At 68.6% G+C, this 26,274-nt stretch carries 28 protein-coding genes; 11 read left to right on the forward strand and 17 right to left on the reverse strand.

The annotated features are described in order from the left end of the window. Positions 1-5 precede the first annotated feature (5 nt). Together AC5P98_RS07530 and AC5P98_RS07535 are read left to right on the forward strand one after the other, a co-directional pair. On the forward strand, positions 6-635 hold the full coding sequence (locus AC5P98_RS07530; RefSeq protein WP_014648619.1) for a lysophospholipid acyltransferase family protein: 630 nt from the start codon (positions 6-8) through the stop codon (positions 633-635). Then, positions 632-1,627 (forward strand): phosphatidate cytidylyltransferase, encoded by a 996-nt coding sequence (locus AC5P98_RS07535; RefSeq protein WP_014648618.1) that lies wholly within the window; start codon positions 632-634, stop codon positions 1,625-1,627. Before AC5P98_RS07530 ends, AC5P98_RS07535 begins: the two co-directional genes overlap by 4 nt. A gap of 126 nt (positions 1,628-1,753) precedes the next feature. Here AC5P98_RS07535 and fis read toward each other — a convergent pair whose 3' ends face one another. The 3 genes from fis to prmA all read right to left on the reverse strand — a co-directional run bounded on the left by fis (position 1,754) and on the right by prmA (position 3,875). Further along, positions 1,754-2,029: a DNA-binding transcriptional regulator Fis gene (fis, locus tag AC5P98_RS07540; protein WP_005419706.1), complete on the reverse strand. Its 276-nt coding sequence runs from the start codon at positions 2,027-2,029 to the stop codon at positions 1,754-1,756. A gap of 115 nt (positions 2,030-2,144) precedes the next feature. After that, positions 2,145-2,912, reverse strand: a complete 768-nt coding sequence (locus tag AC5P98_RS07545) for a DUF3426 domain-containing protein (RefSeq protein ID WP_049407899.1) — start codon at positions 2,910-2,912, stop codon at positions 2,145-2,147. Positions 2,913-2,954: 42 nt separating this feature from the next. Further along, complete coding sequence (gene prmA / locus AC5P98_RS07550) at positions 2,955-3,875, reverse strand: 50S ribosomal protein L11 methyltransferase (RefSeq protein WP_014648616.1); 921 nt, start codon at positions 3,873-3,875, stop codon at positions 2,955-2,957. Between the two features lie 164 nt (positions 3,876-4,039). On the opposite strand from prmA, the gene AC5P98_RS07555 reads away from it, so the two are divergent. Then, the gene (locus AC5P98_RS07555) at positions 4,040-5,011 is read left to right on the forward strand and encodes a hypothetical protein (protein ID WP_049407901.1); all 972 of its coding nucleotides are present in this window, start codon (positions 4,040-4,042) and stop codon (positions 5,009-5,011) included. Next, entirely contained in the window at positions 5,008-5,382 is a 375-nt protein-coding gene (locus AC5P98_RS07560) for a hypothetical protein (RefSeq protein ID WP_032959077.1), read from the forward strand. The genes AC5P98_RS07555 and AC5P98_RS07560 overlap by 4 nt, the downstream gene beginning before the upstream one ends. 129 nt (positions 5,383-5,511) lie before the next feature. Here AC5P98_RS07560 and accC read toward each other — a convergent pair whose 3' ends face one another. The 5 genes from accC to AC5P98_RS07585 form a co-directional block, all read right to left on the reverse strand. Beyond that, on the reverse strand, positions 5,512-6,879 hold the full coding sequence (accC, locus tag AC5P98_RS07565) for an acetyl-CoA carboxylase biotin carboxylase subunit (RefSeq protein ID WP_014648613.1): 1,368 nt from the start codon (positions 6,877-6,879) through the stop codon (positions 5,512-5,514). A 10-nt stretch (positions 6,880-6,889) separates the two neighbouring features. After that, the gene (accB, locus tag AC5P98_RS07570; RefSeq protein WP_005419696.1) at positions 6,890-7,369 is read right to left on the reverse strand and encodes an acetyl-CoA carboxylase biotin carboxyl carrier protein; all 480 of its coding nucleotides are present in this window, start codon (positions 7,367-7,369) and stop codon (positions 6,890-6,892) included. 54 nt (positions 7,370-7,423) lie between these two features. Beyond that, on the reverse strand, positions 7,424-7,849 hold the full coding sequence (locus AC5P98_RS07575; RefSeq protein ID WP_032959079.1) for a lysozyme inhibitor LprI family protein: 426 nt from the start codon (positions 7,847-7,849) through the stop codon (positions 7,424-7,426). Then, a complete protein-coding gene (gene aroQ / locus AC5P98_RS07580; protein WP_032959080.1) occupies positions 7,846-8,295 on the reverse strand; it encodes a type II 3-dehydroquinate dehydratase in 450 nt (149 codons plus the stop codon). Before aroQ ends, AC5P98_RS07575 begins: the two co-directional genes overlap by 4 nt. A 272-nt stretch (positions 8,296-8,567) precedes the next feature. Beyond that, complete coding sequence (locus tag AC5P98_RS07585) at positions 8,568-9,296, reverse strand: DOPA 4,5-dioxygenase family protein (protein WP_049407903.1); 729 nt, start codon at positions 9,294-9,296, stop codon at positions 8,568-8,570. A 164-nt stretch (positions 9,297-9,460) separates the two neighbouring features. On the opposite strand from AC5P98_RS07585, the gene AC5P98_RS07590 reads away from it, so the two are divergent. Beyond that, a complete protein-coding gene (locus AC5P98_RS07590; protein WP_049407905.1) occupies positions 9,461-10,288 on the forward strand; it encodes an isocitrate lyase/PEP mutase family protein in 828 nt (275 codons plus the stop codon). A gap of 56 nt (positions 10,289-10,344) precedes the next feature. On the opposite strand, the gene AC5P98_RS07595 is transcribed toward AC5P98_RS07590, so the two are convergent. Beyond that, positions 10,345-10,878, reverse strand: a complete 534-nt coding sequence (locus AC5P98_RS07595) for a hypothetical protein (protein WP_049407907.1) — start codon at positions 10,876-10,878, stop codon at positions 10,345-10,347. Positions 10,879-11,004: 126 nt separating this feature from the next. Here AC5P98_RS07595 and AC5P98_RS07600 point away from each other — a divergent pair, with 126 nt between their 5' ends. Both AC5P98_RS07600 and AC5P98_RS07605 read left to right on the forward strand, forming a co-directional pair. After that, complete coding sequence (locus tag AC5P98_RS07600) at positions 11,005-11,601, forward strand: NAD(P)H-dependent oxidoreductase (protein WP_495229928.1); 597 nt, start codon at positions 11,005-11,007, stop codon at positions 11,599-11,601. A gap of 16 nt (positions 11,602-11,617) precedes the next feature. Continuing rightward, positions 11,618-12,211, forward strand: a complete 594-nt coding sequence (locus tag AC5P98_RS07605) for a TetR/AcrR family transcriptional regulator (protein WP_111205593.1) — start codon at positions 11,618-11,620, stop codon at positions 12,209-12,211. Between the two features lie 5 nt (positions 12,212-12,216). On the opposite strand, the gene AC5P98_RS07610 is transcribed toward AC5P98_RS07605, so the two are convergent. After that, positions 12,217-13,011, reverse strand: coding sequence for a D-alanyl-D-alanine carboxypeptidase family protein (locus AC5P98_RS07610; protein ID WP_046432803.1), 795 nt, complete (start codon positions 13,009-13,011; stop codon positions 12,217-12,219). A gap of 132 nt (positions 13,012-13,143) precedes the next feature. Here AC5P98_RS07610 and AC5P98_RS07615 point away from each other — a divergent pair, with 132 nt between their 5' ends. Beyond that, positions 13,144-13,710 carry a GIY-YIG nuclease family protein gene (locus tag AC5P98_RS07615; protein WP_032959085.1) on the forward strand — a complete coding sequence of 189 codons (567 nt, stop codon included), beginning with the start codon at positions 13,144-13,146 and terminating at the stop codon, positions 13,708-13,710. Between the two features lie 7 nt (positions 13,711-13,717). On the opposite strand, the gene AC5P98_RS07620 is transcribed toward AC5P98_RS07615, so the two are convergent. Continuing rightward, positions 13,718-13,861: a hypothetical protein gene (locus tag AC5P98_RS07620; protein WP_162838509.1), complete on the reverse strand. Its 144-nt coding sequence runs from the start codon at positions 13,859-13,861 to the stop codon at positions 13,718-13,720. A gap of 98 nt (positions 13,862-13,959) precedes the next feature. Here AC5P98_RS07620 and AC5P98_RS07625 point away from each other — a divergent pair, with 98 nt between their 5' ends. Further along, positions 13,960-14,859, forward strand: coding sequence for a LysR substrate-binding domain-containing protein (locus AC5P98_RS07625; protein WP_032959086.1), 900 nt, complete (start codon positions 13,960-13,962; stop codon positions 14,857-14,859). Positions 14,860-14,893: 34 nt separating this feature from the next. On the opposite strand, the gene AC5P98_RS07630 is transcribed toward AC5P98_RS07625, so the two are convergent. Continuing rightward, positions 14,894-15,610 carry a transporter substrate-binding domain-containing protein gene (locus tag AC5P98_RS07630; RefSeq protein ID WP_014648602.1) on the reverse strand — a complete coding sequence of 239 codons (717 nt, stop codon included), beginning with the start codon at positions 15,608-15,610 and terminating at the stop codon, positions 14,894-14,896. An 82-nt stretch (positions 15,611-15,692) separates the two neighbouring features. On the opposite strand from AC5P98_RS07630, the gene AC5P98_RS07635 reads away from it, so the two are divergent. Further along, positions 15,693-16,064 (forward strand): VOC family protein, encoded by a 372-nt coding sequence (locus AC5P98_RS07635; RefSeq protein ID WP_014648601.1) that lies wholly within the window; start codon positions 15,693-15,695, stop codon positions 16,062-16,064. A gap of 65 nt (positions 16,065-16,129) precedes the next feature. On the opposite strand, the gene AC5P98_RS07640 is transcribed toward AC5P98_RS07635, so the two are convergent. Beyond that, a complete protein-coding gene (locus AC5P98_RS07640; RefSeq protein ID WP_049407913.1) occupies positions 16,130-16,969 on the reverse strand; it encodes an arylamine N-acetyltransferase family protein in 840 nt (279 codons plus the stop codon). A gap of 203 nt (positions 16,970-17,172) precedes the next feature. On the opposite strand from AC5P98_RS07640, the gene AC5P98_RS07645 reads away from it, so the two are divergent. Further along, positions 17,173-19,710 (forward strand): methyl-accepting chemotaxis protein, encoded by a 2,538-nt coding sequence (locus AC5P98_RS07645; RefSeq protein ID WP_049407915.1) that lies wholly within the window; start codon positions 17,173-17,175, stop codon positions 19,708-19,710. A 92-nt stretch (positions 19,711-19,802) separates the two neighbouring features. Here AC5P98_RS07645 and AC5P98_RS07650 read toward each other — a convergent pair whose 3' ends face one another. The 4 genes from AC5P98_RS07650 to cutA all read right to left on the reverse strand — a co-directional run bounded on the left by AC5P98_RS07650 (position 19,803) and on the right by cutA (position 26,227). After that, on the reverse strand, positions 19,803-22,325 hold the full coding sequence (locus AC5P98_RS07650) for a PepSY domain-containing protein (protein ID WP_049407917.1): 2,523 nt from the start codon (positions 22,323-22,325) through the stop codon (positions 19,803-19,805). A gap of 625 nt (positions 22,326-22,950) precedes the next feature. Next, positions 22,951-23,514: a TlpA family protein disulfide reductase gene (locus AC5P98_RS07655; RefSeq protein WP_049408682.1), complete on the reverse strand. Its 564-nt coding sequence runs from the start codon at positions 23,512-23,514 to the stop codon at positions 22,951-22,953. Continuing rightward, positions 23,511-25,892: a protein-disulfide reductase DsbD domain-containing protein gene (locus AC5P98_RS07660; protein ID WP_099476095.1), complete on the reverse strand. Its 2,382-nt coding sequence runs from the start codon at positions 25,890-25,892 to the stop codon at positions 23,511-23,513. The genes AC5P98_RS07655 and AC5P98_RS07660 overlap by 4 nt, the downstream gene beginning before the upstream one ends. Beyond that, a complete protein-coding gene (gene cutA / locus AC5P98_RS07665) occupies positions 25,889-26,227 on the reverse strand; it encodes a divalent-cation tolerance protein CutA (protein ID WP_014648595.1) in 339 nt (112 codons plus the stop codon). Before cutA ends, AC5P98_RS07660 begins: the two co-directional genes overlap by 4 nt. Positions 26,228-26,274 lie beyond the last annotated feature (47 nt).

Genomic DNA, 26,274 nt, shown 5'->3' on the forward strand with positions numbered 1-26,274 from the left:
GACCGATGTTTGCCGAACTGATTGCCCGCGCCTGCAGTGGTGCGATCCATGTGGTGACCGGCGCACGCGCGCTGTGGATCGGTTGCGCGCCGTCCAGCGAGCGCCGTGTGTACTACGGCAACCACGCCAGCCATGGTGACTTCGTGCTGATCTGGTCATCGATGCCACCGGCACTGCGGCGCCAGGTGCGCCCGGTGGCCGCGGCCGAGTACTGGCAGCGTGATGGCCTGCGTCGCTACCTGATCGATGCGGTGTTCAACGGTGTTCTGGTCGAGCGCGAGGCCGGCCATCGCCAGCAGGACCCGTTGCAGGTACTGCGCGATGCGGTGGACGAAGACTGCTCGCTGATCCTGTTCCCGGAAGGCACGCGCAATATCGGCGATGAACCGCTGTTGCCGTTCAAGAGCGGCATCTACCACCTGGCGCGGCAACGGCCCGAGCTGGAGTTCGTGCCGGTATGGATCGACAACCTGAAGCGGGTGATGCCGAAGGGGCGGTTCCTGCCGTTGCCGCTGCTGTGCACGGCCACCTTCGGCACGCCGCTGCGGCTGCAGGCCGACGAGGACAAGGCCGCATTCCTGGCCCGCAGCCGGCAGGCGCTGCTGGACCTGGCGCCGAATGGAGGTCGTGCATGAGTTTCGTGCTGGATGTATCTGGCGATCTGGCAACGCAGAGTGTCGGCCAGCAGACCGGCCTGCTGTTTGCCGGCGTCGGCGCGGTGCTGGTGCTGGCCACGCTGGTGGCCGAGACCCTGCGCTGGCGCCAGCGCGGTCAGCCCAGCGCGGTGATCGCCAACCTGGTGTCGCGTATCCGTGCATGGTGGGTGATGGCGATCGTGGTCGGGCTGGCGCTGTTCTTCGGCCGCGCCGGGGTGATCGTGCTGTTCGCGATCATTTCGTTGTTTGCGCTGCGCGAGTTCATCACCCTGGCGCCGACCCGTTCAGGCGACTACTACGCGCTGCTGGCTGCGTTCTACATCGTGCTGCCGTGGCAGTACTACCTGGTGTGGATCGACTGGTACGGCATGTACACGCTGCTGATCCCGGTCTATGCGTTCCTGTTCCTGCCGATCCTGTCGACCATCGGTGGCGATACCACGCACTACCTGGAGCGCACCGCGAAGGTGCAGTGGGGGTTGATGATCTGCGTGTTCTGCATCTCGCACGTGCCGCTGCTGCTGAACCTGCACGTGCCCGGTCACGACCCCTCGCGCAACGTGCTGCTGTTCGCCTTCCTGGTGATCGTGGTGCAGTCCTCGGACGTGCTGCAGTACATCTGGGGCAAGCTGCTGGGCCGGCACCTGATCGCGCCGAAGCTGTCGCCGTCGAAGACGGTGGAGGGCTTCGTGGGTGGCGTGCTGAGCGCCAGCGCGCTTGGGGCGGCGCTGTGGTGGATCACCCCGTTCACGCCGCTGCAGGCGTTCGGCCTGTCGCTGCTGATCAACCTGATGGGATTCTGGGGCGGCCTGGTGATGTCGGCGATCAAGCGCGACCGTGGGATCAAGGACTGGGGCCACATGATCGAGGGCCATGGCGGCATGCTCGACCGGCTCGATTCGGTGTGCTTCGCCGCGCCGGTGTTCTTCCATGTGGTGCGGTACTACTGGAAGGCGGGCGGCGGCGGGTGATCCCGCCGGGGCTGCATCCACGCATGGCGTGGATCTACCGGTAGTGCCGGCCGCTGGCCGGCAACTGCGATATCCTGCCATCGTTCATGGGGTTGCCGGCGAGCGGCCGGCACTACCCGCGCGCGCTCAGGCGCTGATGCCGTATTCCTTCAGCTTCTTGCGCAGGGTGGCACGGTGGATGCCCAGCATCGCGGCGGCGCGGCTCTGGTTGCCTTCGCAGTGGTTGAGCACTTCCACGAACAGCGGGATTTCCATCTCGCGCAGCACGATCTCGTAGACATCGTCCGCGTCGCAGCCATCAAGATCACGCAGGTAGCGGCGCACGGACTGGGCGACGTGTTCACGCAGCGGTGGCCGGGGAGCGCCACGACTGTTGTCAGGACGAGAGAGGACAGCGTTCAAGGGGGTTCCCGATTCGGTTGGCCCGTGCGCGCGGAGCGCGCGGCCGGACGAGGTGGTGGCGGCCAGTCTAGCGCGAGCGTGCCCGACCTGCCACGGCTGGTCGCCTCTACCCTGGTCAGAGGAAGTCGAAGGTGAATGCGACGGTGGACGCGGCGGGTTCCTGCACGCGGAACGCGATGCGCGCACTCTGGCCCGGTTCCAGCACGGTCGTGGCCGGGCTTTCGCCAAGGTATTGCGCGGGCGTGAACACGCCGCTGCCGATCACCCGGCCATCGGCATCGGACAGTGACAGGCGCAGGTCCGGCCAGGCCTGTGCCCAGCGCGCATCGTTGCGGATGCTGGCCTGCACCTGCAGCACACCGGCCTGGCCGGGCAGGGGGCGGATCTCGCGGCTGGTCATGGTGAACGCGGTCGGCTCGTGCCAGGCCGGCAGGCTGCAGCGCAGCACGCCGCACAGTGCGCCCAGCCAGGTGCGGTTGCCGGCGTCGGCGGCCAGGCGCGCACGATCGGCCAGCACGCTCTGCAGTACCAGCAGCAGTGCCAGCCCGGCGACCAGCACCCAGTGCCAGCGCGGCGTCGGCAGCGCGCGCGGCCGCGAAGTGCCCAGGAAGCTCGGCGCATCGCCGGCCACCGCCTGCGCGGCCGGGACGGCAAGGACGGGTTCGATCACGGTCGCTTCGTCGAGGATGACGGTGTCATCGAGCTGTCGCGTCTCCGCCATCGGCGGCAGCGCCGCGTCGACCGGGTCCCCGGACTTCGCGGCAGGGATGTCATGCGCCGACGGGTCGGGCGTGCGCGCGTCGGTCGCAGGTGCGGCCTCGCCTTCCGACGCGGGGCGCAGGAAGGTGGCCAAAGGGCGGCGCGGCGGGTTCGGCTCGGACATGCTCAGGGCGCGGGCTCGGATCCAGCGGTCATTCAATCACGATCAGGCGCGGCGCGTGCCGGTGATGCGCATCCAGTCGCCATCCTGGGTGGCCTGCAGATCGTCGAACCACGCGGCATAACGCTGCAGCAGTTCGCCTTCCTGGCCCTGCAGGATGCCCGACAGGGCGATGCGACCGCCGGCGGCGACGCGTGCGGCCAGCAGCTCGGCCAGCGCATCCAGCGCCGAGGCAAGGATGTTGGCGACCACGATCGGGTAGGTGGCGACCGGTTCGTCCTGCGGCAGGTACACCTGCATGCGGGCCTGCTCGCCATTGCGCTCGGCATTGTCGGCGGTGGCGACCAGCGCCTGCGGGTCGTTGTCCACGCCGATCGCTTCGGCGGCGCCCAGCTTCAGCGCGGCCAGCGCGAGGATGCCCGAGCCGCAGCCGAAGTCGAGCACGCGCTGGCCCTGCAGCTGGCCGTCCACGGCCAGCTGGTCCAGCCAGCGCAGGCACAGGGCGGTGGTCGGGTGGGTGCCCGAGCCGAAGGCCAGGCCCGGGTCCAGCCGCACCACGGCGGCATCGGCGGCCTGTGCAGCGTCCGGCAGTTCATGGTTCCACGGCACGATCCAGGTGCGGCTGCCGAAATCCATCGGCTGGAACTGGTCCAGCCATGCGCGCTCCCAGTCTTCGTCTTCGACGGCGCGGAAGCTGCCATTGCTCCAGTCCAGTTCCGGGTCGAAGGATTCCAGGGCGGCCAGCAGCAGCAGCGCATTGCTGTCGGCGGGGAACAGCGCGCTCAGCACCAGGGTGTCCCACAGCGGCGTTTCACCCACGCCGGGTTCGAGGATGGCCTGTTCGTTGCTGGTGTCGGCTTCGGCATCAAGCAGGGTCACGGCCAGTGCGCCGACGTCCTCCAGCGCATTTTCATAGCGGGGCTGGGTGGCTTCGGTGCAGCGCAGGGTCAGTTCCAGGAACGGCATGGCGGTGGGGACAGTCGCGGGAAAGGGGGCAATGCTAGACCATCGGGGCGTCTCCGTATTGCCTGAGATGCCGCTCTGAGATGAATGGGGGCAGTTCAGACAGGCCTGCCGGGCCTTGCTAAACTCGGCGCTTTCCTGTGTGCCGTGAACGCTCACCACCGCCGATGGCCTTCGCTCCGACCCTGAAAACCTGGTTGCTCGTGCTGCCGGCGGTGGCCGTGCTGGGCGTGGCCGGGTATCGGGCCAGCGGCCATGCCGCGGGCGTGGCGTCGACGTCGGCGCCGCCGGACCTGCCGCTGGCCATGGCCAGCCGTGACGGCGGAGCGCCGCTGCCGGTGGTGCCGGAAGCCCTGGCGCGGCGGCTGGCGGCTTTCGAGCGCGGCAACACGCTGCCGTCGGGCCTGCCGCTGGACCTGCGCGCCGACATCGAAGACGCCAGCGACCTGTATGCCTACGCCCAGCGCCTGCGCGCACAGGCCGACACCGGCAATCACGAGGCGCGCTGGATGCTCAGCCGCGTCTATGACTATTGCGCGCAGTACGCACTCGATCCGGGTGGCTACCGCCTGGACAACAACGTACTGAGCGGGTTGGGCCTGACTGCGGCGCCGGCGATGATCGAGGCACGCGAGCGGGTGGCACAGCGGTGTGGCGGTTTCGTGCCGGGCGACAAGCTGGGCGCGGCGCTGGTGCTGGCCGAACGCCGCAAGGCGGCCGCGCAGGGCAACCTGGCCGCGGAAGCGTCGCTGTTCGCCGAGGGCGAGCCCTTGCATGACAGTGCCGAGTACCGCCGCGACCTGGTCGAGCGCGTGCGCACCTCGCGCGACCCCGAGGCCTACATGGCCATCGCGCCAGGCATGGGCGTGCGTGCGGCCGGTGACCGCGCGCTTGACGGGCTGGTGGCGGGCGAGCAGCTCAGTGAACTTGCATGGCGGCTTGCGGCCTGTGAACTCGGCCTGGCCTGTGGAGCGGACAGCGTGCTGGTCAACAATTTTTGTGCGAACGGAGGGATCTGTTCGCAGGATGGAGCGCAGGATTTCCGGGATTTCGTGTATGACGCTGCGGTATCGCGGCAAGGTGCTGGGAAAATGAAGGAATGGATCAAGCGATTGGTTGGAAAGAGGGACGGGCGATGAATTACCGTCGATTCCTGCATGGGGCCAAGTTCTGGTTCTGGGTGGCGCTGTTCGTGGCCTACTCGGCTGGGGCGGTTGGCCTGCTGATGATCGATACCTACGAGGACCGCTACCGGCATCTGTCGAAGGTGGAGCTGACCACGGTGAAGGCGCAGGAAGACGTGCGCCGCGCCGGTGCCAGCCAGGTCGCTGCGGTCTACCGCGCGCAGAGTGGCATGCCATTCGCTTCACTGCCGGCCGGCAGCACCTTCCAGGTGGTGTGGCCCGATGGTTCGACCGAAACCATGGTGATCGTCGATCCGACCTCGCCCAATGGCGTGCGGCCGCTAGCCCATTCGCAGATTCCGGCCGACGTGGCCGACAAGCGCTGACGTGCTCGCTGTGGAGCCGAGCCCATGCTCGGCTGTGCTTGGCGGCAAGCCGAGCATGGGCCCGGCTCTACAGGAACAGAAAAGGGCGGGGATATCCCCGCCCTTTTCATGTCCAGCACCTGGCGCCGATCAGGTCAATGCGATCGGCTTGTTCTTGCGCTCGGCCAGGCGCTTTTCCAGGTAGTGGATGTTCTGGCCACCGGCCTGGAAGCCCTTGTCACGCATGATCCGCTGCTGCAGAGCGATGTTGGTCTTGATGCCATCGACCACCATTTCGCTCAGTGCCACCCGCATGCGGGCAATGGCGGTTTCGCGGTCCGGGCCGTGCACGATCAGCTTGCCGATCATCGAGTCGTAGTTCGACGGCACGCGGTAGCCACTGTAGATGTGGGTGTCCACGCGCACGCCGGGGCCACCCGGCGGATGGAAGCCGGTGATGGTGCCCGGGCTCGGCACGAAGGTTTCAGCATCTTCAGCGTTGATGCGGCACTCGATGGCATGGCCGGTCAGCACCACGTCGCTCTGCTTGATCGACAGCTTCTGGCCGGCGGCGATCTTCAGCTGCTCGGCCACCAGGTCGATGCCGGTGACCATTTCGGTGACCGGATGCTCCACCTGGATGCGAGTGTTCATCTCGATGAAGTAGAAGCGGCCGTCCTCGTACAGGAACTCGAACGTGCCCGCGCCGCGGTAGCCGATGCGGATGCAGGCTTCCACGCAGACCTTGCCGATCTGCTCGCGCTGCTCGGCGGTGATGCCCGGCGCCGGTGCCTCTTCCACCACCTTCTGGTGGCGGCGCTGCATCGAGCAGTCGCGCTCACCGAGGTGGATGGCATTGCCCTGTCCATCGGCCAGCACCTGGATTTCCACGTGGCGCGGATTCTCCAGGAACTTCTCCATGTAGACCTCGCCATTGCCGAACGCGGCCTTGGCCTCGCTCTTGGTGGTTTCGATCGAGGTCTTCAGCGACGCTTCGGCGTGCACCACGCGCATGCCGCGACCACCGCCACCGCCGGCTGCCTTGATGATGACCGGATAACCGATCTCGCGGGCGATCTTGGTGTTGGCGACGATGTCCTCGCCGAGCGGGCCGCCCGAGCCGGGCACGCACGGTACGCCCGCGGCCTTCATCGCGCGGATGGCTTCGACCTTGTCACCCATCATGCGGATGGTGTCGGCCTTGGGGCCGATGAAGATGAAGCCGGATTCTTCCACGCGTTCGGCGAAGTCGGCGTTCTCCGACAGGAAGCCGTAGCCCGGGTGGATGGCCTGGGCATCGGTGACTTCCGCCGCCGCGATCAGGGCCGGGATGTTGAGGTAGCTCTGCGGCGACGGCGCCGGACCGATGCAGACCGACTCGTCGGCCATGGCCACGTGCTTGAGGTTGCGGTCGACCGTGGAGTGCACGGCCACCGTGCGGATGCCGAGGGTATGGCACGCGCGCAGGATGCGCAGCGCGATCTCCCCTCGGTTGGCGATGACGACTTTGTCGAGCATGGCGCGCCCCTCAGCCGATCACGAACAGCGGCTGGTCGAATTCCACCGGCTGGCCGTTCTCGCCGAGGATGGCAACGATGGTGCCGGAGGTGTCGGCTTCGATCGGGTTGAACATCTTCATCGCTTCGATGATGGCCAGGGTTTCGCCTTCCTTGACCTGCTGGCCCACGGTGACGAAGGCCGGCTTGTCCGGGGCGGACGAGGCGTAGAAGGTGCCGACCATCGGCGAGCGCAGCACGTGGCCTTCCGGCAGTGCCGGGCCCGGCTTGGCGCTGCCGCCGGTGGAGGCTTCGGTCGGCGACTGCATCGGCATCGCCTGCGGCGCCGGGGCGGCCGGAGCGGCATACACCGGCGCGGCGACCGGGGCGGCATAGCCGGCCACCGGGGCGCGCGACAGGCGCACCGACTCTTCGCCTTCCTTGATTTCGATTTCAGCCAGATTCGACTCTTCCAGCAGGTCGATCAGCTTCTTGATTTTGCGGAGATCCATGGTGGCCTCTTTGCTCGTGATGTCAGTGTGGTGGAGAGTGCGGTTGCACTCGGTTCAAAGCAGTTCGTAGAACTCGCGCAGCTGCCGCGTACGGTCGCGCGTCTGGGTGATCAGGCATTGCATCTTCGCGGGGTTGCGCGAGGTGCCGTCTGCATTGAAGGCATACACCGCCTCGCAATCTGCATCGCGCAAGGTGATCCAGATGCGCTGGGCCTTCACCAGCTGCTGTTCGGCCGCCGCGCAGCGGCTGCAGCTGCCATCGGTTGCCTGCGCCTTCAGTTCGCCACGCGCCTGCGCGTAGACGGCGTTCAATGCGCTGTCGGCATCATCCAGGCGATCGGAATCGCACATGTCGCGCTCGTAGCCGCCGCTTGCCTGTGCGCAGTCGATGCCCGCGGCCGCGCGCTCGGCAGCGACACTGGCGCCGCACAGACCGGCCCACAGCAGGATGCCGGCAAGCACACGCGGCGGCATCTTCACGCGCTGGCCGCCTGCACGCGCAGCAGCGCCGCGTCCATCGCGTAGCGGTAGCTGTCGGCACCGAAACCGCATACCACGCCCACTGCCTTGTCACTGAAGTAGCTGTGCTGGCGGAACGGCTCACGGGTATGCGGGTTGGACAGGTGGATCTCGATGAACGGCACCGCCACCGCCGCCAGCGCATCGCGCAGGGCGACCGAGGTGTGGGTGAAGGCGGCGGGGTTGATCAGGATGAAAGCGGTTCCGTCGCTGCGCGCAGCCTGCACGCGGTCTACCAGCACATGCTCGGCGTTGGACTGCAGGCGTTCCACGGTGTGTCCGGCGGCCGATGCCTGGGCAGCCAGGGCCTGGTCGATGTCGGCCAGCGTGGTGTGGCCGTAGACCTCCGGCTCGCGGGTGCCGAGCAGGTTGAGGTTGGGGCCGTGCAGGACCAGCAGCTTCGCCATGGGATCCGGAAGACGGGAAAGGGCGGCAGTCTGGCGGAACCGGCGGATGCTGTCCAGTTCGGCGAAGTTTGCAGCGTTTCAATCGTATGTTTGAAATCTGCCGGAGCGCTTGCGGCCGTATGGCGGGCGCTGGATCAAGGCGCGCTGAACGTGGTGCTGGACGGGGATGCGTGCACGTAGGCCGACGATGCCGGCATCCACGCCATGCGGGGAGACGGGGTTCGGTGGCAGCACACTGCGCCCCAACATGGAGCTGTCCGGCACCCGGCCGCTCAGATCTCCAGCGGCACCGTCGGCACCACGTTCGGGAACACCTCTTCCAGCGGTTCCGGCTGCCCGGGCTTCGGCGCCGGCCAGTTGTAGGCATTGACCGGCTGCGCGCGGTTCACCCACAACGCGTAATGCAGATGGTCAGCGCGGCCATCGCCGGTATTGGGGTGGATCAGGATGGTCAGGCCCAGGCTGTTGAGCTGCAGCCAGGGCACCAGCACCGGCAACAGGTCGTTGGTGAAGCCGAAATAGAACGACGGGGTGACGTGCGGCCCGCGTGGCTCAAGGTTCCAGTTGCCCAACTCCACAGGGAAGCGCTCGGCGGCCCAGCGCCGCAGCAGCGCGGCCTTCTCGAAGCTGTCCTCGTCGAAGTAGATGTGGGCGTGGTAGCTCTTGATGGCGGTGTAGGCACGTGGCCGGGTGGGCAGCGTGGCCTCGCCGGGGCGCACGCTGGCCGGCCGCGGGGTAGGCTCGCTGGCCGTGGCCTGGCCCCATGGGCTGCGGCCCTCGGACGCCGGCGGAACGATGGCGCGGAAGCCGGGTCGCCCGGGTTCGGTGGTGTTCACGGCGTTGTCGCTGCGCGCGGCTGCGGCGGCAGCCGACGCGCTGGCCAGGCCGCCAGCGGCCAACCCGGCCGACGCGATCAGGCGACGGCGCGCGGGTGAAAGCAGGTCGGCCCAATGGGCGTCATCGTCGCCGGCGTCGATCAGGGTCTGCGGGTCCGGGTGCATCTGGGGCTCCGTGGGGCACTGTGTGGCAGGCAAGCACGCTCGGGCAGTGCACCCGGCGGCGTCCAATAAGCAGGCGGCATCACCTCATGCACGGCCGCCTGCATCGCCATTGAGCGCGACCGGGCGGCGGGCTAGGGTGAAGGTCTGCCGCCCGGGAACCCGCCATGACCTCGCTCGATGCCGACACCCAGCGCAAGCGCGCGCGTTTCCGCCAGCTGCATGCGCGAGGTTGTTTCGTGCTGCCCAATCCGTGGGACGTGGGCAGCGCCCGCTACCTGCAGCGGCAGGGCTTCCAGGCACTGGCCACGACCAGTGCCGGCTGCGCCTGGAGTGAAGGGCGGCCGGATGGGGCGGTTTCGCTGCAGGCCACACTGGAACATCTGCGGCTGATGGCGGCCGCGACACCGCTGCCGTTGAACGCCGATTTCGGTGATGGCTTCGGCGCCACGCCACAGGCAGTGGGCGAGGCGGTGGCGGCGGCCATCGACACCGGTATCGCGGCGCTGTCGATCGAGGACGCCAGCGGCGTGGCCGATGCGCCGCTGCGGCCGATCGGGCAGGCGGTCGAGCGACTGTGTGCGGCACGTGCGGCCATCGACCGCGCGGGGGGCGATGTGCTGCTGGTCGCGCGGGCCGAGAATTTCTTCGTTGGCGTGCCGGATCTGCAGGACACCCTGCAGCGCCTGCGCGCCTATGCCGAGGCCGGCGCCGATGTGCTGTATGCACCGGGCATCAGCACGCCCGAACAGATCAGCGCGGTGGTTGCCGCTGCGGGGGCGAAGCCGGTGAACCTGCTGGTGGGTGGACCGACACCGCTGAGCCTGCAGGACATCGCCGCACTCGGCGTGCGACGGGTCAGCCTGGGCGGTGCGCTGGCGCGAGCTGCGTGGGGTGGGCTGATGCAGGCCATCGAGCCGATCATGCAGGACGGCCGCTTCGATGGCCTGCAGCAGGCGGCTTCGGGCGCGGCGTTGAACGCGCTGTTCCGCTGACACATGCCCAGGCCTGCAATGGACCACCCCGGGCGTGGATGGACGCGCGCCTGCGACTACAGCGCTTCCATCCCACCCCTGGGCAGCGTCACGCCCGGCTCCAGCGCCGGCAGCAGTTGCCGCAGCAGTGCCGGGTTGTCCAGCATCGCCGCGCCGTCCAGATAGCGCCATTGCGTTGTACCGACGCGTCGCACAGCAACCATGAATGACGTGCTGCGCATCGGCGCTTCGCGCACGCGCAGCAGTGACTGGCGCGGTACGAAGCAGACTTCCTCGTCACCGGCCGCATAGGTGCGGCCCGGCACGCCTGCCTCGTCGCTGATGATGGTGACGCCGGCCTTGCGCAGCGCCTTCACGGTGTCGCGGGTCGCCCGCGCATAGGCCTCGTCGCCACCGGCCAGCTGCTTCAGGCTGGGATGGGTACGCGCGATGATCAGCTCGGTATCGCCACGGGCGAAGGCGCCCATCATCGCCTGCACCTCCTTGCGCAATGCGGCCGAGTCTTCCGGACTGAGTTCACCGGCCAGCGCGGGCGTAACGTCCATTGCCATCGGCAGGGCCAGCAGAAGGGCAAGCAGATACCGGTGCATCGTCGGGCAGCTCAGTGGGAACCGCCGCACTATACGGTGGATGCGGAAACAGCGTCCCACGCATGGCGCTGGTATCCCGGGCGACACTACTTACTATTGGTAGTTAGTGAACTCCGGACATGCCCCATGCACACCCTCATCGTTACCGCCCACCCTGAACCCGGCGCGTTGACCCATGCCGTCGCCAGGCGCATCGGCGAAGCCATCACCGCGTCGGATGCCGCCAACAGCGTGACCCACGCCGATCTGATGGCTGAAGGCTTCGATCCGCGCTTCAACATGCAGGACCAGGCGCTGTTCCGTGGCACCGGCGCAACTCCGGCTGACGTCGCCGCCGAGCAGGCGCGGCTGCAGGCTGCCGACACGCTGGTACTGGTCTATCCCCTGTACTGGTGGTCCTTCCCCGCGCTGCTGAAGGGCTGGATCGATCGTGTGTTCACCCAGGGCTGGGCCTACCAGGACGGCGCCGATGGCAAGGTGCAGAAAAAGCTGCAGCGGTTGGGCGTGCATCTGGTCGGCATCGGCGGGGCTGGCGCGGACATGATCGAACGGCGCGGCTACGGTGCGGCGATGAAGACCCAGATCGACATGGGCATCTTCGACTACTGCGGCGCGCGCGTGCTGTCGTCCGACCTGCTGCTGGACGCCGATTCCGGTGCAGCCGAAGCGCATCTGCAGACCGCGCTGGCGATCGGCCGTAAAATCGGTGCTCCGATGCGCTGACCGCCGTGCTCCACCGATGCCTGCCAACGCCGCACCCACGCGCCGCCGATTGACCCGCGAGCAACGCGCCCGCCAGTTGCTGGACGTGGCCTGGGCGCTGGTCGGCGACGAAGGCACCGACGCATTGACGCTGGGGCGGCTGGCCGAGGCGGCCGGTGTGACCAAACCGGTGGCCTATGATCACTTCGTGACCCGCAACGGACTGCTGGCCGCGCTCTACGATGACTATGACGGGCGGCAGACGGTGGTCTTCCACGAGCGCATCGGCCGTGCCAGGGCGCAGCTGGCCGATCGTGCGGCGGCCATCGCCTCCGGCTACATCGACTGCGTCCTCAGCCAGGGCAGTGAAGTGCAGGGCATCCTCGCTGCGCTGGTGGGCGCGCCGGAACTCCATGAAGTACGTCGGCGCTACCAGCAGGACTTCATCGACAACTGCGACACCTGGCTGGGCCCGTTTGCGGCCGATGGCACGGTCCCCCTGGCCGGACGCTGGGCGATTCTCGGTGCGGCCGAAGCCCTGTCCGAAGCCGTGGCGGCAGGCGCGCTGGACAAGGCCGGCGCCGAGGCCGAGCTGCAGCGCTTGATCGTGGCGACGGTCAAGCGACGCTGATCCGCTCAGGCGTCGGCGGTGGTGTCGGCCAGCGCCGCAAACCCGGCGGCCAGCCGCTCGCGCACAAGGGCATCGCGTGCGTCGCGGCTTTCAGCGCCCAGCACCACGGTGATCAGGCGTACCGGCAGGTTCCGCCCGGGCACAGCCCGGCAGGCAGTGGCGGCCAGGCAGAAGCCTGCGGCCTGGGTGTAGCCGGTCTTCAATCCATCCACGCCGTCTTCGCCAAGCAGGGCGTTCTGGTTGCTGCGGCTGAAGCGGCCATGCGCGAACGTGCGCTGCGCGGTGATTGCCAGGATCTGCGGATGGTCATTCAGCAGGCAGGCGGCGAGTACCGCCATGTCGCGCGCGCTGGAGGCATGGTGCGGGGTGGTGATGCCGGACACGCTGGCGAACCGCGTGCTGCGCAGGCCAAGCTGGCGCGCGTGCCAGTTCATGCGGCCCAGGAACGCAGGCTGTGATCCGTCCAGATGGCGTGCGATGGCCAGCGCCGCATCATTGCCGGAGACGATCATCAACCCTTCCAGCAGGCGCGCCAGCGTGACCGTTTCGCCGGGCACCAGGCCCATGCGTGTTTCATCATCGGCTACGGCATGCACATCCTCGGCGGCGATGGTGACCGCCTGGTCCCACGTGCCACCGTTCTCTTCGACGCATCCGTAAGCGGCGTAGGCGGTCATCAGCTTGGTCAGCGAGGCCGGTTGCCGCGCGATGTCCGCGTTGTGCTGGTGGACCACCGCGAAGGTTGCCGCTTCCAGGGTGATGGACGAGACCGGCAGGTGGGCAGGCGCAGGAGCAGGCATGGTGGCGGTGATGACAGCGACAGCCAGCGAGGATAGTCCGAAGCGGCTGCATGAAGCCGTACTGCCAAAGCCCTGCGGCGCCCACCGCAACGCCCGGTTGCGCCCGGGCTGCAGTGGAGGCAGCCTGCGCACATGCAGCCGCATATCCGCATCGACGGTCGTGTCTTCGCCTACGTCTTCCCCTGTGCGTGGGAGGACTACGCGAAGATCGGCTTTTCACGCGATCCGCTCGGGCGCATCAGCGCATTGCACCGGCGCTGGTTCGAGTTCTTCGACCTTGATGCCGGTACGCTGGTGGAAGCGGAGAGCGAGCGCGATGCGCGTGATCTGGAGCTGCAGCTGCGTTCGCCGTTCAAGGCGCACCGCGCGCCGGCGCCGATGACGGTCCAGGACAAGGCCGGAGGTCGCACCGAATGGGTGCGTGGTGCCAACCAGGCGTTGTCGCTCGCGGTTGATGCGTTGGGCGCACAGGGCTATCGCTGTTTCCAGCTCAAGGCTTGGCTGCAGGCCGCCCAGCGCCTGCGCATGGACCGGCTGCACGACTGGGCGGCGGTGCAGCTTCCGGAAGAGGATGGCCTGCGCATGCCCGGTGGCCCCGGCGAGCGCGTGCTGCGTGACACCCTCGACGGTTGCCGGGCGCTGGATATCGACCCAATGCCATGGCTGCCTGAACACGTCCAGCGTTGGTATGCAGGTTGAGCCGTGTTCAACGGCCACGCGGTTTCTGAACCGGCGCGGCCGGTTGCGGCGCACCCGTGGGGGAGCCGGTGGACGGGCAGGCCAGCTGCCGGGCCAGTTCGGCGTTGGCCACGTGGCCCTGCAGGAACAACAGGCTGCCGTAGATGTTCATGAGCGTCCCTCCACTTGAGTGGATTGCACGATACGGGCAGCATTGACCGGGAAAAAGCGACATTTCCGCAAGCATGCCTTGAGAGGAATTCAAGCCTGATGTCCCGTCCGCCCCTTCACGCCCTGCAGGGCTTCGTGGCCGCCGCGCGGCTGGGCAACCTGTCACGCGCAGCGGCGTCGATGAGCCTGACCGTCAGTGCGCTCAGCCATCAGATGCGCCAGCTGGAAGAGCGGCTGGGGCAGCCACTGCTGGTCCGCCAGCCACGCGGCGTCACCCTCACCCTGGAAGGGCAGCGCCTGCTCGACCAGGTCGGCCCGCATCTGGATGCGATCAACGAGGCCTTCCAGCCCTATGCCGCACGCGCCGAGCACGTGCTGACGATCAGCGCGGTACCGTCGATGGCGTCGGCGTGGCTGGTGCCGCGCTTGGGGCACTTCGTTGCCGAGCATCCACAGATCGAGATCAACCTGCAGTCGAGTGAACGCCTGATTGACTTCGAGCGACAGCGCCAGTTCGACGCCGCGCTGCGGCTGGGCAGCGGGCAGTGGCCGGGCCTGGTGGTGGAGCCGCTGTTCGACGAGTGGCTGCTGCCGATGGCCAGCCCGGCGCTGATCGAACGCATGGGAGGGATCGACCGCGTGCCGCTGAACCAGTGGCCGCTGCTGGGGGATCCCGATGGCGCGTGGGGCGCCTGGTTCGCGCTGAGTGGGCAGAACCCGCCGCCGCGCTTCGTGGCGGTGCTGGATGATTCGGAGGCGCATCACCGTGCGGCGCTGGACGGGGTGGGCGTAGCGCTGGGACGGGTGACGCGGGCGCGCCTGCTGCTGGATTCCGGCCAACTGGTGGCGCTGTCCAGCCTGCGACTGAAAACCGCCTGGCCGCATTGGCTGGTCTACCCGCAGCGCTCGGCCCGCCATCGCGGCTTCCTGGCCTTCCGCGACTGGCTGCACGCTCAGGCGGCCGAGCACGTCCGGCACATGGCAGACGCGCATTTATAGCGTCGAGCCATGCTCGACCGCGTGTGTCCCGCGGTCACCGTACCAACGTAACCGCCTGCCCGGCACGGGCGAAGGCTTCGCCCAGCAACGAGCCTGCCTTGATCGCCTCCACTTCCTCGAACAGCGCCTGCAATGCATCGGCCGGGCGCGAGGCCGGCGCCGCGACCGCCTGCTGGATCACGGTGAAACGGTCGGCCAGCACGCGGTGGCCGGGATGCGCCTGCGCCCAGGCGGCCAGCGGCTGGCGCACGCCGGCGGCGGCATCCAGGCGCTGCAGATCGAACAGGGTGATGGCAGCGGCCGACGTCTCGGCCCGCTCGATCATGGCGTGGCGCAGTTCGCGGCTGAGGAACAGGTCGTAGGCGGCGCCACGACCGACCGCGATGCGCAGACCATCGCGGTCCAGGTCGGCCACCTGCTGCGCAGGGCTGTCCTCGCGCACCAGGTAGGTGCCTTCGATCTCCACATAGGGGGCGCTGAAGGCGATGCGGTCGGCGCGCGCCGGATCGATGGCCAGGAAGGCCAGGTCCCAGGCATCCTTGCTGGCTGCAGCGACCACCGCGGCCGCGGCGTCGTGGCAGGTGAAGCGTGCCTGCACGCCCATGCGCTGCGCCAATGCCGTGGCCAGTTCCAGTGACGGCCCGCGCGGTGAGCGCGCGTCCCCCTGCGCCAGTACTGGATTGCCCAGGTTGATGGCCACGCGCAGGAAGCCCAGCGGTGCCAGCGCACCACGATGATCGGCCAGGGACATGCAGGACTCCGCGGGGAAAGGGCGGTCCAGCATGCCAGTACGGACCTGCAAGGCAGTGTCAGCATCCGGTTATCCTGCGGACATGAACCCCATCCTGCACGTCGAGATACCGGTCACTGACCTGGGCCGGGCCATCACGTTCTACCAGCACTGGCTGCAGGTGGCGGTGGACGAACCGATCCTGCTGCACGACTGCAGGATGGCCTACCTGCCGTTTGCCGATGAGGCCACCGGTGCCAGCATGGCGCTGGTGCGGGGGGCCGACTATCTGCCCTCCGTCCACGGTGCGCGCATCTACATCGGGGTTGATGACCTGGATGCCAGCCTCGAGCGTGCGCTGCAGGCCGGGGCCGAGCTGCGCTTCGGCCCGGCCGATGCCGGTGACTGGCGCGTGGCCGAGATCGCCGACAGCGAAGGCAATCGCATTGCGCTGCAGGCGCGCGTGGTTCTTTAGGGCCGAGCCCATGCTCGGCTGAGCTGGAGCGGCTGGGCCAACAGCAGCCGAGCATGGGCTCGGCTCTACAAGGGCGCGGCGCGCGAGCGCTGCAGCCAGTCGTTGATCGCCGGGTCCAGCCGTGGGTCGTCCGGCAGCTGCATGCCGAAGCGCTGCTGCAACACTTCGCGCACGTCGCCCACATCGTGCAGCGGACGCTTGTCCGGTGCCTGGCCGGGACGGTACTCGGTGTAGTTGCCGCTGCCGATGGTGCGTCGCCAGTCCGGCCCGGTCAGGGATGCACGCAGCTGGCCGGGGAAACTGGAATCGGGATGGGTGCACACGTACCAGTTGCCCACGACGTTGTCGATCGGTGCCGGCGCGTGCAGGTCGAAGCGATACATCGCCCGCCAGCCATCGCCGGACTCGGCGGACAGCACGAAATCCCCTTCGCCGGGCAGGCGCTGCAACAGGAAGCGCTCGTGGGGCGTGGCCTGCGGCTGCGGATCATGCAGCCGCAGCGGCACGGTCGGGGTCAGGCTGCCGAAACCGGCATCCACCAGCCAGTCATCGCCGTCCACCTGCACGCGCAGCAGCAGGTGGGTGCGTGCGGTCAGTTCGCCGTCCTGGGCGGCCAGCAGCACGCGCGCGCTCAACGGCTGTGCATCGAAGCCCAGCGCCTGCAGCAGTGCCAGCAGGCCGCCGTTGAGTTCGAAGCAGTAGCCGCCACGACGGTCGTCGAGCAGCTTGCGCTGCACGCTGTCCAGGTCGATCGGTACTGCATCGCGCAGCAGGCAGCTGAGGGTTTCGAACGGCAGCAGTGCGTTGTGGCGCTGCTGCAGCAGGGTCAGGCCCGCCAGCGTCAGCGGTGGCGGTGCATCCAGCTGCAGGCGTTGCAGGTAGCGGGGGACATCGAGCGTCGTCATGCGCGCGCCGGGCGGGGGAGGGAGATCTACTGTGCTCCCCCAACCGGGGTTGAGGTCAAGCATTGCGCGGGTGTCATCCCCCCGTCGCCTGTGCCGGGTACAAAGGCCGCGTCCGCCAGCAATCGGTGGGAGTGAACCAGGAGCGCCCTAAAGTTGCGCCATTTCCCGCCGATACAGGTGCGTCCTTCCGCCTGGAGCCTGTCATGTCGGCCGTCGTCCCCCACCTCCGGTCCCTGAGCATGCGGCTTGCCGCACTGCGCTCGGCGTCCCCCGGCCTGCTGCTGTGGCTGCAGCCGCATCGGCTCAGTGTGGCCAGCAAGCTCAAGGCGACCCTGTGGGTCTGTGGGCTGGGCCTGATCGCGATCGCCGCCGTCTACGCCTGGACCGGCCATGCCAGCACGCAGGCGGCGCGCAGCCAGGCCAGCTACCAGCACGGCAGCGATCTGGCCGCGAGCGTGGCCACGCAGGTGGCCGAGGCGCGTCGTCTGCAGACCCAGTATGCACGTAGTTTCGACGATGCCGACCGCGCGCAGCTGCTGGCGACGCAGAAGGCGCTCCAGGCCGATCTTCAGGCGCTGCGCGCGATGCCGATGGATCCCGGCCGGCGCGAGGCGCTGCAGGCACTGACCGAAGCCGCCGGCGCGTTCTCGCAGGGTGTGGCCGCCCTGTTCGAACGCGTCGATGAGATGGGTCGTGGCGATGCCGGCCTCGCCGCGCAATTGCAGCAGGCCGCCGACGCCCTGCAGGCGCAGGTGGATGCGTTGCAGCGGCCTTCGTTGGCGTTGTCCCTGCAGAAGATGCGCCGACAGGAGGCACTGCTGCTGCTCGATGGCGACTCCACCCATGCCGACCGTGCGAGCGAAGAAAAGCTGCCGTTCGATCTCGCACTGGTGGGCCTGCCGACCGATGCGCAGGATGCCCTTCGCAACGGCATGGAGGCCTATCAGGCCGCATTGCTGGGCTATACCGCCGCCCGCGTGGGCCTGGATGTAGAGGCGCAATCGCTGCTGGATACCGCCGCCGGCGTGGCGCCGGCGCTGGCCGCCTTCCAGCAGGCCCAGGTGGCGGCGCTGGCCAAGGCACAGGCGCGCCAGCAGGCCGGCGCACGCACCATGAGCGTGCTGTTCGCGGTGACCCTGCTGCTGGTCGCCGGTGTGTTGATCACCAGCCTGGTGCTGGTGCGGCGTGCGGTGCGCCAGCCGATCCAGGACACCCTGCGCTTCGCCAGCGACATCGCCGACGACCGACTCGACACCACCCTGTGCGTCTACAACGCCAACGATGAAATCGGCCAGCTGGCGCAGCGCCTGGTCGACATGCAGCAGCGCCTGCGCGCGCGCATCGAGACCGAGCGTGCCGTGGCGCGCGGCAACACCCGTGTGCGGCAGGCATTGGACAGTGCGCAGACCGGGCTGATGGTGATCGATGCCGAGGGCCAGGTGGCCTACGTCAATCCGGCACTGCTGCAGCAACTCGAGCGCGAGGCCGAAGATCTGGTGGGCAGCGATGCCGTGCGCCTGCATCCGGCGCTGGCCAGCCTGGCCGGCGCGCGCCAGCGCGAGGAGCGCGAGATCGGCCATGCCGGCGTGCGCTACCAGCTGATTGCCAACCCCATCATCGACGAAGGGCAGTTCCTCGGCGTAGCGGTGGAATGGCGCAGTCGTGCGCTCGAGACGCTGCTGGAAACCGAGGTCGCTGCCCTGGTCGACGCCGCCGCACATGGCGACCTGCACGGCCGCATCGCGCTGGAGGGAAAACAGGGCTTCGTGCGCACCTTGTCGACCAGCATCAACCGCCTGCTGGCCACCTTTGAAACCAACCTTGGTGACCTGCAGGCACTGCTGGCTGCGCTGGCCCGCGGCGACCTCAGCGTGCGCATGGAGGGGGACCTGCAGGGCGTGTTCGCGCGCATGCGCGACGATGCCAATGCCACCGTCGCGCAGCTGGGCCGCATCGTCACCCGCATCCAGCAGGCCACCTCCAGCCTGGATACCGGCGTTGGCGAGATCGTCGCCGGCCATCACGATCTGTCGCGGCGCACCGAGCAGCAGGCCGCCAACCTGGAAGAGACCGCGGCGTCGATGCAGGAGCTGACCGATACCGTCGGCCGCAACGCCGATGCCGCAGGCCGCGCCGATGCACTGGTGCAGGGCGCGGCGGCGGTGGCCCAGCGGGGTGGCGAGGCGGTCGGCCAGGTGGTCGCGACCATGCATGGCATCAGCGAAGCCTCGCGACGGATCGGCGACATCACCCAGTTGATCGACGGCATCGCCTTCCAGACCAACATCCTTGCCCTCAATGCGGCGGTGGAAGCGGCGCGTGCCGGCGAGCAGGGCCGCAGCTTCGCCGTGGTGGCCGCCGAAGTGCGCCTGCTGGCGCAGCGCAGTGCCGAGGCGGCCAAGCAGATCAAGGGGCTGATCGAGGATTCGGTGGCGCGTGTCGGCCAGGGCAACCAGCAGGCCGCGCAGGCCGGCACCACGATGGGCGAGATCGTCGGCAGCGTGCAGCAGCTGGCCGAGCTGCTGGCAGGTATCCGCAGTGCGTCGCAGGACCAGCATGCGGGCATCGCTCAGGTGAACCAGACCATCGTGCAGATGGAAGCCAGCACCCAGCGCAACGCCAGTCTGGTGGAAGAGGCGGGGGCCTCGACTGCGCAGATGCAGGCGCAGGTGCGTGCCTTGGCAGAAGCCGTGGGCGCGTTCCGCTTGCGGTCGATGCCGCAGGCGCGCGCGGCGGCCTAGTCAGCCGAGCGTGGGCTCGGCGCTACATCGGCTGCACGAACACTGTAGAGCCGAGCCCATGCTCGGCTCACACCAGCGTTCGGCGGCAGGAATCAATACACGTCGCGGCGGTAGCGCCCGTTTTCCAGCAGCGTTTCCACCGCTTCATCACCCAGCGCGGTTCGCAGCACCTGGTCCACGCCTTCGGCCATGCCCTGCAACGACCCACAGACATGGATCACCGCACCGCGCTGCATCCAGTCGCGCAGCGCATCGACGGCCGCACGCAGGCGATCCTGCACGTAACCACCCTCGCCATCGCGCGAGAACGCCAGGTCCACCCGCGTGAGATGGCCATTGGCCTGCCAGGCTTCGATCTGGTCGGCGAACAGGAAGTCGTGTGCGCGCTGGCGTTCACCGAACAGCAGCCAGTGCCCGCGCTCGCCTGCGTGGGCAGCTTCGCGCAACAGGCTGCGCAGCCCGGCGATGCCGGTGCCGTTGCCGATCAGCACCATCGGCGCGCCGCTGACGCGATGGAAACCGGGGTTGCGATGCACGCGGGCGACGATGCCGGCACCGATCGGTGCATGCAACGACAGCCAGCCCGAGCCCAACCCGGCGCGACCGGAGGCGTCATGCACCAGCCGCACCACCAGCTCCACCACGCCATCATCCGTGCAGGAGGCGATCGAATACTCGCGGCTGGGCAGCAGCGGCAGCCCGGCCAGCCACAGGCAGGCATCCTGCACCGCCAGCGCGGCATCGGCCTCGGGCAGCTCGCGTTCACTGGCCAGTGCCAGCAGCGTGCGCGGATGGCCATCGACCAGCAGGGGCTGCAGCGGATCCAGACCGTGTCCCTTCAGCACGGCACCGGCATGCCGCGCGTTGTGGCGGGGTGCGATGTGCAGGATGTCACCCGCCTGCCACTGCACGTCGGCCGGTGCGGCAAGACGGATACGCCAGATGGCTCCGCCGACGCTGCCCGGGTTGAGGTGGTCGCGGCCGAGCAGGCGCCACTCATGCATCTGCGTAGCCGCAGGCAGCACGCTGTCATCGGTGACGATGCCGGTGAGCGTACCCAGCTGCTGCTGCCATTGGCGCAATGCCGGCACCGAAGCGGCATCGACATCGATGCGCTCGAACAGCGGGCGCGCGCCGTTGCCGATCAGCCAGCCATCGAACTGGCGGCCGAAGCCGCAGTAATGCGGGTACTGGCGGTCGCCCAGCGCGAGCAGGCCGAACTGCAGGCGCGACAGGTCCAGGCGTTGTGCGAGCAGCAGCCGCGCCGCGCGGCGCGTGGCATCCGGTGGCTCGCCGTCGCCGAACGTGCTCAGCACGAGCAGCGCCTGGGAGGTGGCCTGCAGCGTCGCGGCATCGACGCGGGCCAGCGACTGCACCTGCACCGCATGACCGGACGCCTGCAGCTGCGCGGCCGCACGCCACGCCAGTTGTTCGCCCAGTCCGCTCTGGCTGGCATGCACCACCAGCCACGGCGGACCACGGCCATCGGTGGTCGTGGCCGGCAGCGCGCGGCGCAGCCCTCGCGCTGCACGCTGGCTGCGGCGGCGGTCCAGGTACAGCATCCAGCCGGTGATGAAGAACAGGCTCATGCCCAGGCTGCTGAGCATCACCACCACGCGCCCGGGCACACCGAAGTAGCTGCCCGAATGCAGCGCGAACACGCTTGTGGCCAGCTGTCCGCCCGCGCCCTGGCGTGCGTACGGGCGGGCATCGAGAACCGCGCCGCTGGCCGGATCGAGCTGCAGCAGGTCATGCGCACGGTCGTGGTGGCCGCCGCGCTGCGACGGATCACCGGCCATCACCCGCACGTTCAGCGCCTGCCCCGGCTTCTCCGGCAGGCGCAGGTCGATGAAGCCGGTGCGCACGCCGGGTAGCGCGTACAGCGTGGCCTCGATGCGATGGACGTCCAGTGCCGCGTCGGCGGCAACCGTGTGCTTTGCCGCCGGCGCCACACCGAGCAGCGTGTTGGCCGCGTTGCGGTACCAGTCGAACGACCACCACAGGCCGGTCAGCGCACTCATCAGGTAGATCAGCAGCACCCAGGTGCCGACCACCGAGTGCAGGCTCCACAGGAAGCCTCGGCCGCTGCGCGTCCACTCCACCGCCAGCCAGCTGCGCCAGTGCCACCAGCGTCGTGGCCAGCGCAGGTAGAGACCGGACAGGGTGAAGAACAGCAGCGCGATTGCACAGCTGCCGGTGATCCACTTGCCGCGCTCACCGGCAGCGAGGTGGCGATGCAGGTCCTCGACGACGTCGAAGAATGCCTGCCCGCGCAGGGCGCTGAAGCGCTCGCCGCTGTACGGATCGAAGTACACCCAGTGTTCCTTGCCGCCGGCAAAGCGCGCGACCGACGGCCGCTGTCCGGTGGCATCCACGCGCAGGCGTTGCAGGGGGCGCTCGCTGCCAGCCTGCAGCAACGGCACCAGTTCGCTGAGTGCAAGGGGATGCTGGCCGTCCGCATGGTGCTCGGCGATTTCAGCGAAGCCAGGATTGGCCGCGCGCAGCAGCTCGTCCTCGAAAGACAGCATGGCGCCGCTGAGGCCCATCAGGGCCAGGACGGCACCGGCGGTAATGCCCAGCAGCCAATGCAGTTGGAACAGGACGTTCTTGAACATCGAAGGAGAGGGGCCCGGGAGGCTGCCGCCCGCATCCTGCGCAACAGCAAATGAGAATTAGTCGCGGAATTCTCCGTGGCGCCCTGCCTGCGGTCAAGCAGGGGTTGCCGGCCGGGCTGCGCCCGGCACCCGCGGTAGTGCCGGCCGCTGGCCGGCAACAGCACAAACAGTGGATTTTTAGCAGGTAGGCGGGGTGGGTCCGGTTGCGGAGGACGCCGTGAACCCGTCCATGGAGGCTCGGTCGCGCCATCCATGGCGCTCACGCCCCCTCAACCGGACCCACCCCGCCTTCGACAGTTCCTGCGATCTGTCGGAACGACGTTCTGCTTTGGTGGGTGCCGACCGTTGGTCGGCACGGGGTCTGATTCCGTTCTGAATATCGATATCTAACAGATGTGTCGACCAAGGTCGACACCTACCAACAGCCGCAGGAATCTGTCGAAGGTGGGGCGGTGTGGCTGTGCAGGACCGTTGGCGCCATGGATGGCGCCATCGAGCCCCCACGGACGGGTTTACGGCGTGTCCTGCACAGCCACAGCGCCCCGCCATCCCACGGAAAGCCCGCTTTGGCTGTTGCCGTTGCATTGAGCAGGGTGCAGGGCTCCAAGCCCTGCAAAAAACACCCTCACTTCACCCAGCCGTCGATCTCGCCGTGGGCGAACGGCCCCAGCTTTGCCTTCACCCGCCGCCCCTGCGCATCGAACAGCACGCTGTAGGGCAGCAGGCCCTGGGTATTGCCCAGCTGCACGCTGGCATCGCGCGGCCCCGGGGTCTCGATCACGATCGGGTAGTCCACCGGCACCCGCAGCAGGAAAGCGCGCACGTCGTCCGGGGCATCCAGCGCAATGCCCAGCACCTGCACACCGTTGTCGCCCTGGGCTTCGGCGAAGCGGGCCAGTTCGGGCATCTCTTCCACGCAGGGCGCACACCAGCTGGCCCAGACATTGATCAGCAGCGGCCGGCCGGCGAAGCGGGCGCGCAGGTCCAGCAGCTGTTCCGCCAGGTCCGGCAGGATCAGCGCCGGCAAGGGATCACCCACCTGCAGGGTAGGCTTCACGGCCGTCGCTGTGGAAGCCGTCGTTGCCGCGGCCGGTGCAGACGGGCCGGGTGAGAATCGATGCCCGGCCCACAGGCCGAGGCCGGCGGCCAGCACCGCTGTCCACAGCAGCGCTGGCCGTTGCCACTTCATCGTGCGGTGCGCAGCAGCGCTTCCTCGACCACCGCCTGGGTCAACAGGGTCGGCAGCACGGTCGGCGGCGCACCCGGGCCGTACACCACGTACAGCGGCACGCCCACGGCCTTGTGCTCTTCAAGGAACGTGGTGATCTGCGGGTCGACGTTGGTGTAGTCACCGCGCATGTACACCGCGTTGGTGCGCTTGAGCAGTTCCTTGAACTCCGGCCGCGACAGCACGGCACGTTCATTGGCCTTGCAGCTCACGCACCAGTCGGCAGTCATGTTGACGAACACCACGCGGTTGTCCGCACGCAGGCGGTCCAGCAACTGCGGCGAATACTCGACCACGTTCTCGCTGGCGGCCTGTGCGGCCCGCGCCGGTGGTGCCAGCTGGGTCACGCCCCAGGCAGGAACCAGCGCGCCGATCGCCAGCAGCACGCCGAGCAGGGTCACCGCACGCGAGCCGGTCCAGCGATTGCGCTCGAACAGCCACAGGCCGAAGGCGAACAGCAGCAGGCCGCCCAGCACCAGTGCCATGCCGTCCACGCCGCGCTGTTTGCCCAGCACCCACAGCAGCCACAGCGCGGTGGCATACATCGGGAAGGCCAGCACGTGCTTGAGCGTTTCCATCCACGGGCCGGGCTTGGGCAGGCGGCGTGCCAGCGCCGGCACGAAGCCGATCAGCAGGAACGGCAGCGCCAGGCCCAGGCCGAGGAACAGGAATACGGTCATCGCCTTCAGCGGCGGGGCAATGAAGGCATAGGCGATCGCCCCGCCCATGAACGGGCCGACGCAGGCGCTGCCGACCAGGCAGGCCAGCGCACCGGTGAAGAAATCGCCGGCCGGCCCGCTGCGGCTGGCCAGCGACTGGCCGAGGTTGCCGATGCCACCGCCGAGGGTAAACACGCCGGACAGGCTCAGGCCCACCGCGAACATGATGTAGGCCAGCGCCGCCACCACGCCCGGGTGCTGCAGCTGGAAGCCGATGCCGACGGCGTTGCCGATCGCGCGCAGGCCCACCATCAGCGCGCCGATCACCGCGAACGCGACCAGCACGCCCAGCGTGTACCAGAGGGCATGGCTGCGTGCCCGCTCAGGGCTTTCGCCACTCTGCGCCAGGCTCAGCACCTTCAGCGACAGGATCGGCAGCACGCAGGGCATCAGGTTCAGCACCAGGCCACCGGCCAGCGCCAGCAGCAGCACCCAGACGAACGAACGGTCCGGGTTCGGGGTTGTCGCCGGTGGGCGCGTGCGCAGTGCGTTGCCATCGCGCGCGTCGGCGGCGAACTCATTGCGCGCACCCTCACTGCCGCTGGCGGCGGGAGTGGCAATGCCGTCGTTGGGGACGGTCGGCAGCAGGCGCAACGGTGCGCCGTTGGCGGATTCACGTGGCACGCCGGCGGCGGGCAGCGGGCTGATCACCTCGTTGCGCGCTGGCGCCTGGTCAGTGCTGGCGGACAGCTTGCCAGCGGGAATCGACAGCTTCACCCGGCGGGTCATCGGCGGGTAGCAGATGCCATCGGTCTGGCAGCCCTGGAAGGTCACCACCAGGGTGCTGTCGACGGCATCAGTGACAGTGCGGCGCAGCGGCAGCGGCACTTCCACCTGGTTGAAGTAGACCGAGACATCGCCGAAGTGCTCGTCGCGATGCGATTGCGCGGCTGGCCAGCGCGGCTTGCCGGCCAGCACGCCGGCGCTGCCTTCCAGCTTCAGCGAGGTGCGGTCGCGATACAGGTAATAGCCGGGCGCTGGGCTGAAGCGCAGCAGCAGGGTGTTGCCGTCACTGGCGATGGCATCGAAGCCGAACGCCTGTTCCGACGGCAGCGGCAGGGCCTGGCTGTTGCTGGCCGCACCTGGCAGGCGCAGGCCGCCGCTGTTGCCGGCACCGGCCAGCGGGTTGTTGAACGGACTGGCTGCACCGGTGCGGCTGGCAGGGGCCGCCGCCTGTGCACCGCTGCCGGGCAGGGTGACCTGCACCACGCGCTTCTGCGGCGGGTAGCAGACACCGGCATCGGCGCAGCCCTGGTAACGCACTTCCAGGCTGATGGTGCCGGCCGCCTCGGTCGGCGTGCCGGGCAGGGTGGCCTGCAGGCGCTCGCGATAGGTTTCGACCTCGCCGAAGAAATCGTCGTGGTGCTTGTCGCCCTTGGGCATCTGCAGCGCGCCGGCATTGAAGGCCGGGTCGGCCTTGACGCTGGTGCGGTGGCGATACAGGTAATAGCCCGGTGCGATCTTGAACTGCAGTTGCACCTGGCCCCGTTCGGGGGCACTGGCGGTCAGCGCGAACGCCTGGTCCACCGGCAGCAGGTCCTTCTCATCCAGCGCGAAGGCCGGCAGCGAGAGCCACAACAGGGCGCACAAGGCGGCGCCGCGCGCAAACAGAGTCTTCAATCAGTGTCCTCCCGGGTCTGTGCCCGGATCCAGTCCAGATACGCCGGCAGGCCGGCCCGGGTTTCGACCGCGATGCACTCCGGGAGTTCATACGGATGCAGTGCGACGATCCGGGCAATTGCGTCATCGACGCGGCTCGCGGTGGTTTTCACCAGCAGCTGCAGTTCGGCGTCGGTGGTCACCTCGCCCTGCCAGCGGTAGGTCGACTGCGCGCCATCGAGGCGGGTCACGCATGCCGCCAGGCGCTCGCCGACCAGCGCGTGCGCGATGCGCTCGGCACTGGCCCGGTCCGGGCAGGTGGTCAACAGCAGCAGGACGGGATCGACGGTCGACATGACCGCCGAGTATAGGGCCGCCGCCGGGTCAGGGCCCGGCGGCGGCA

This window comes from Stenotrophomonas sp. YJH_SMC_135 (assembly GCF_059372355.1).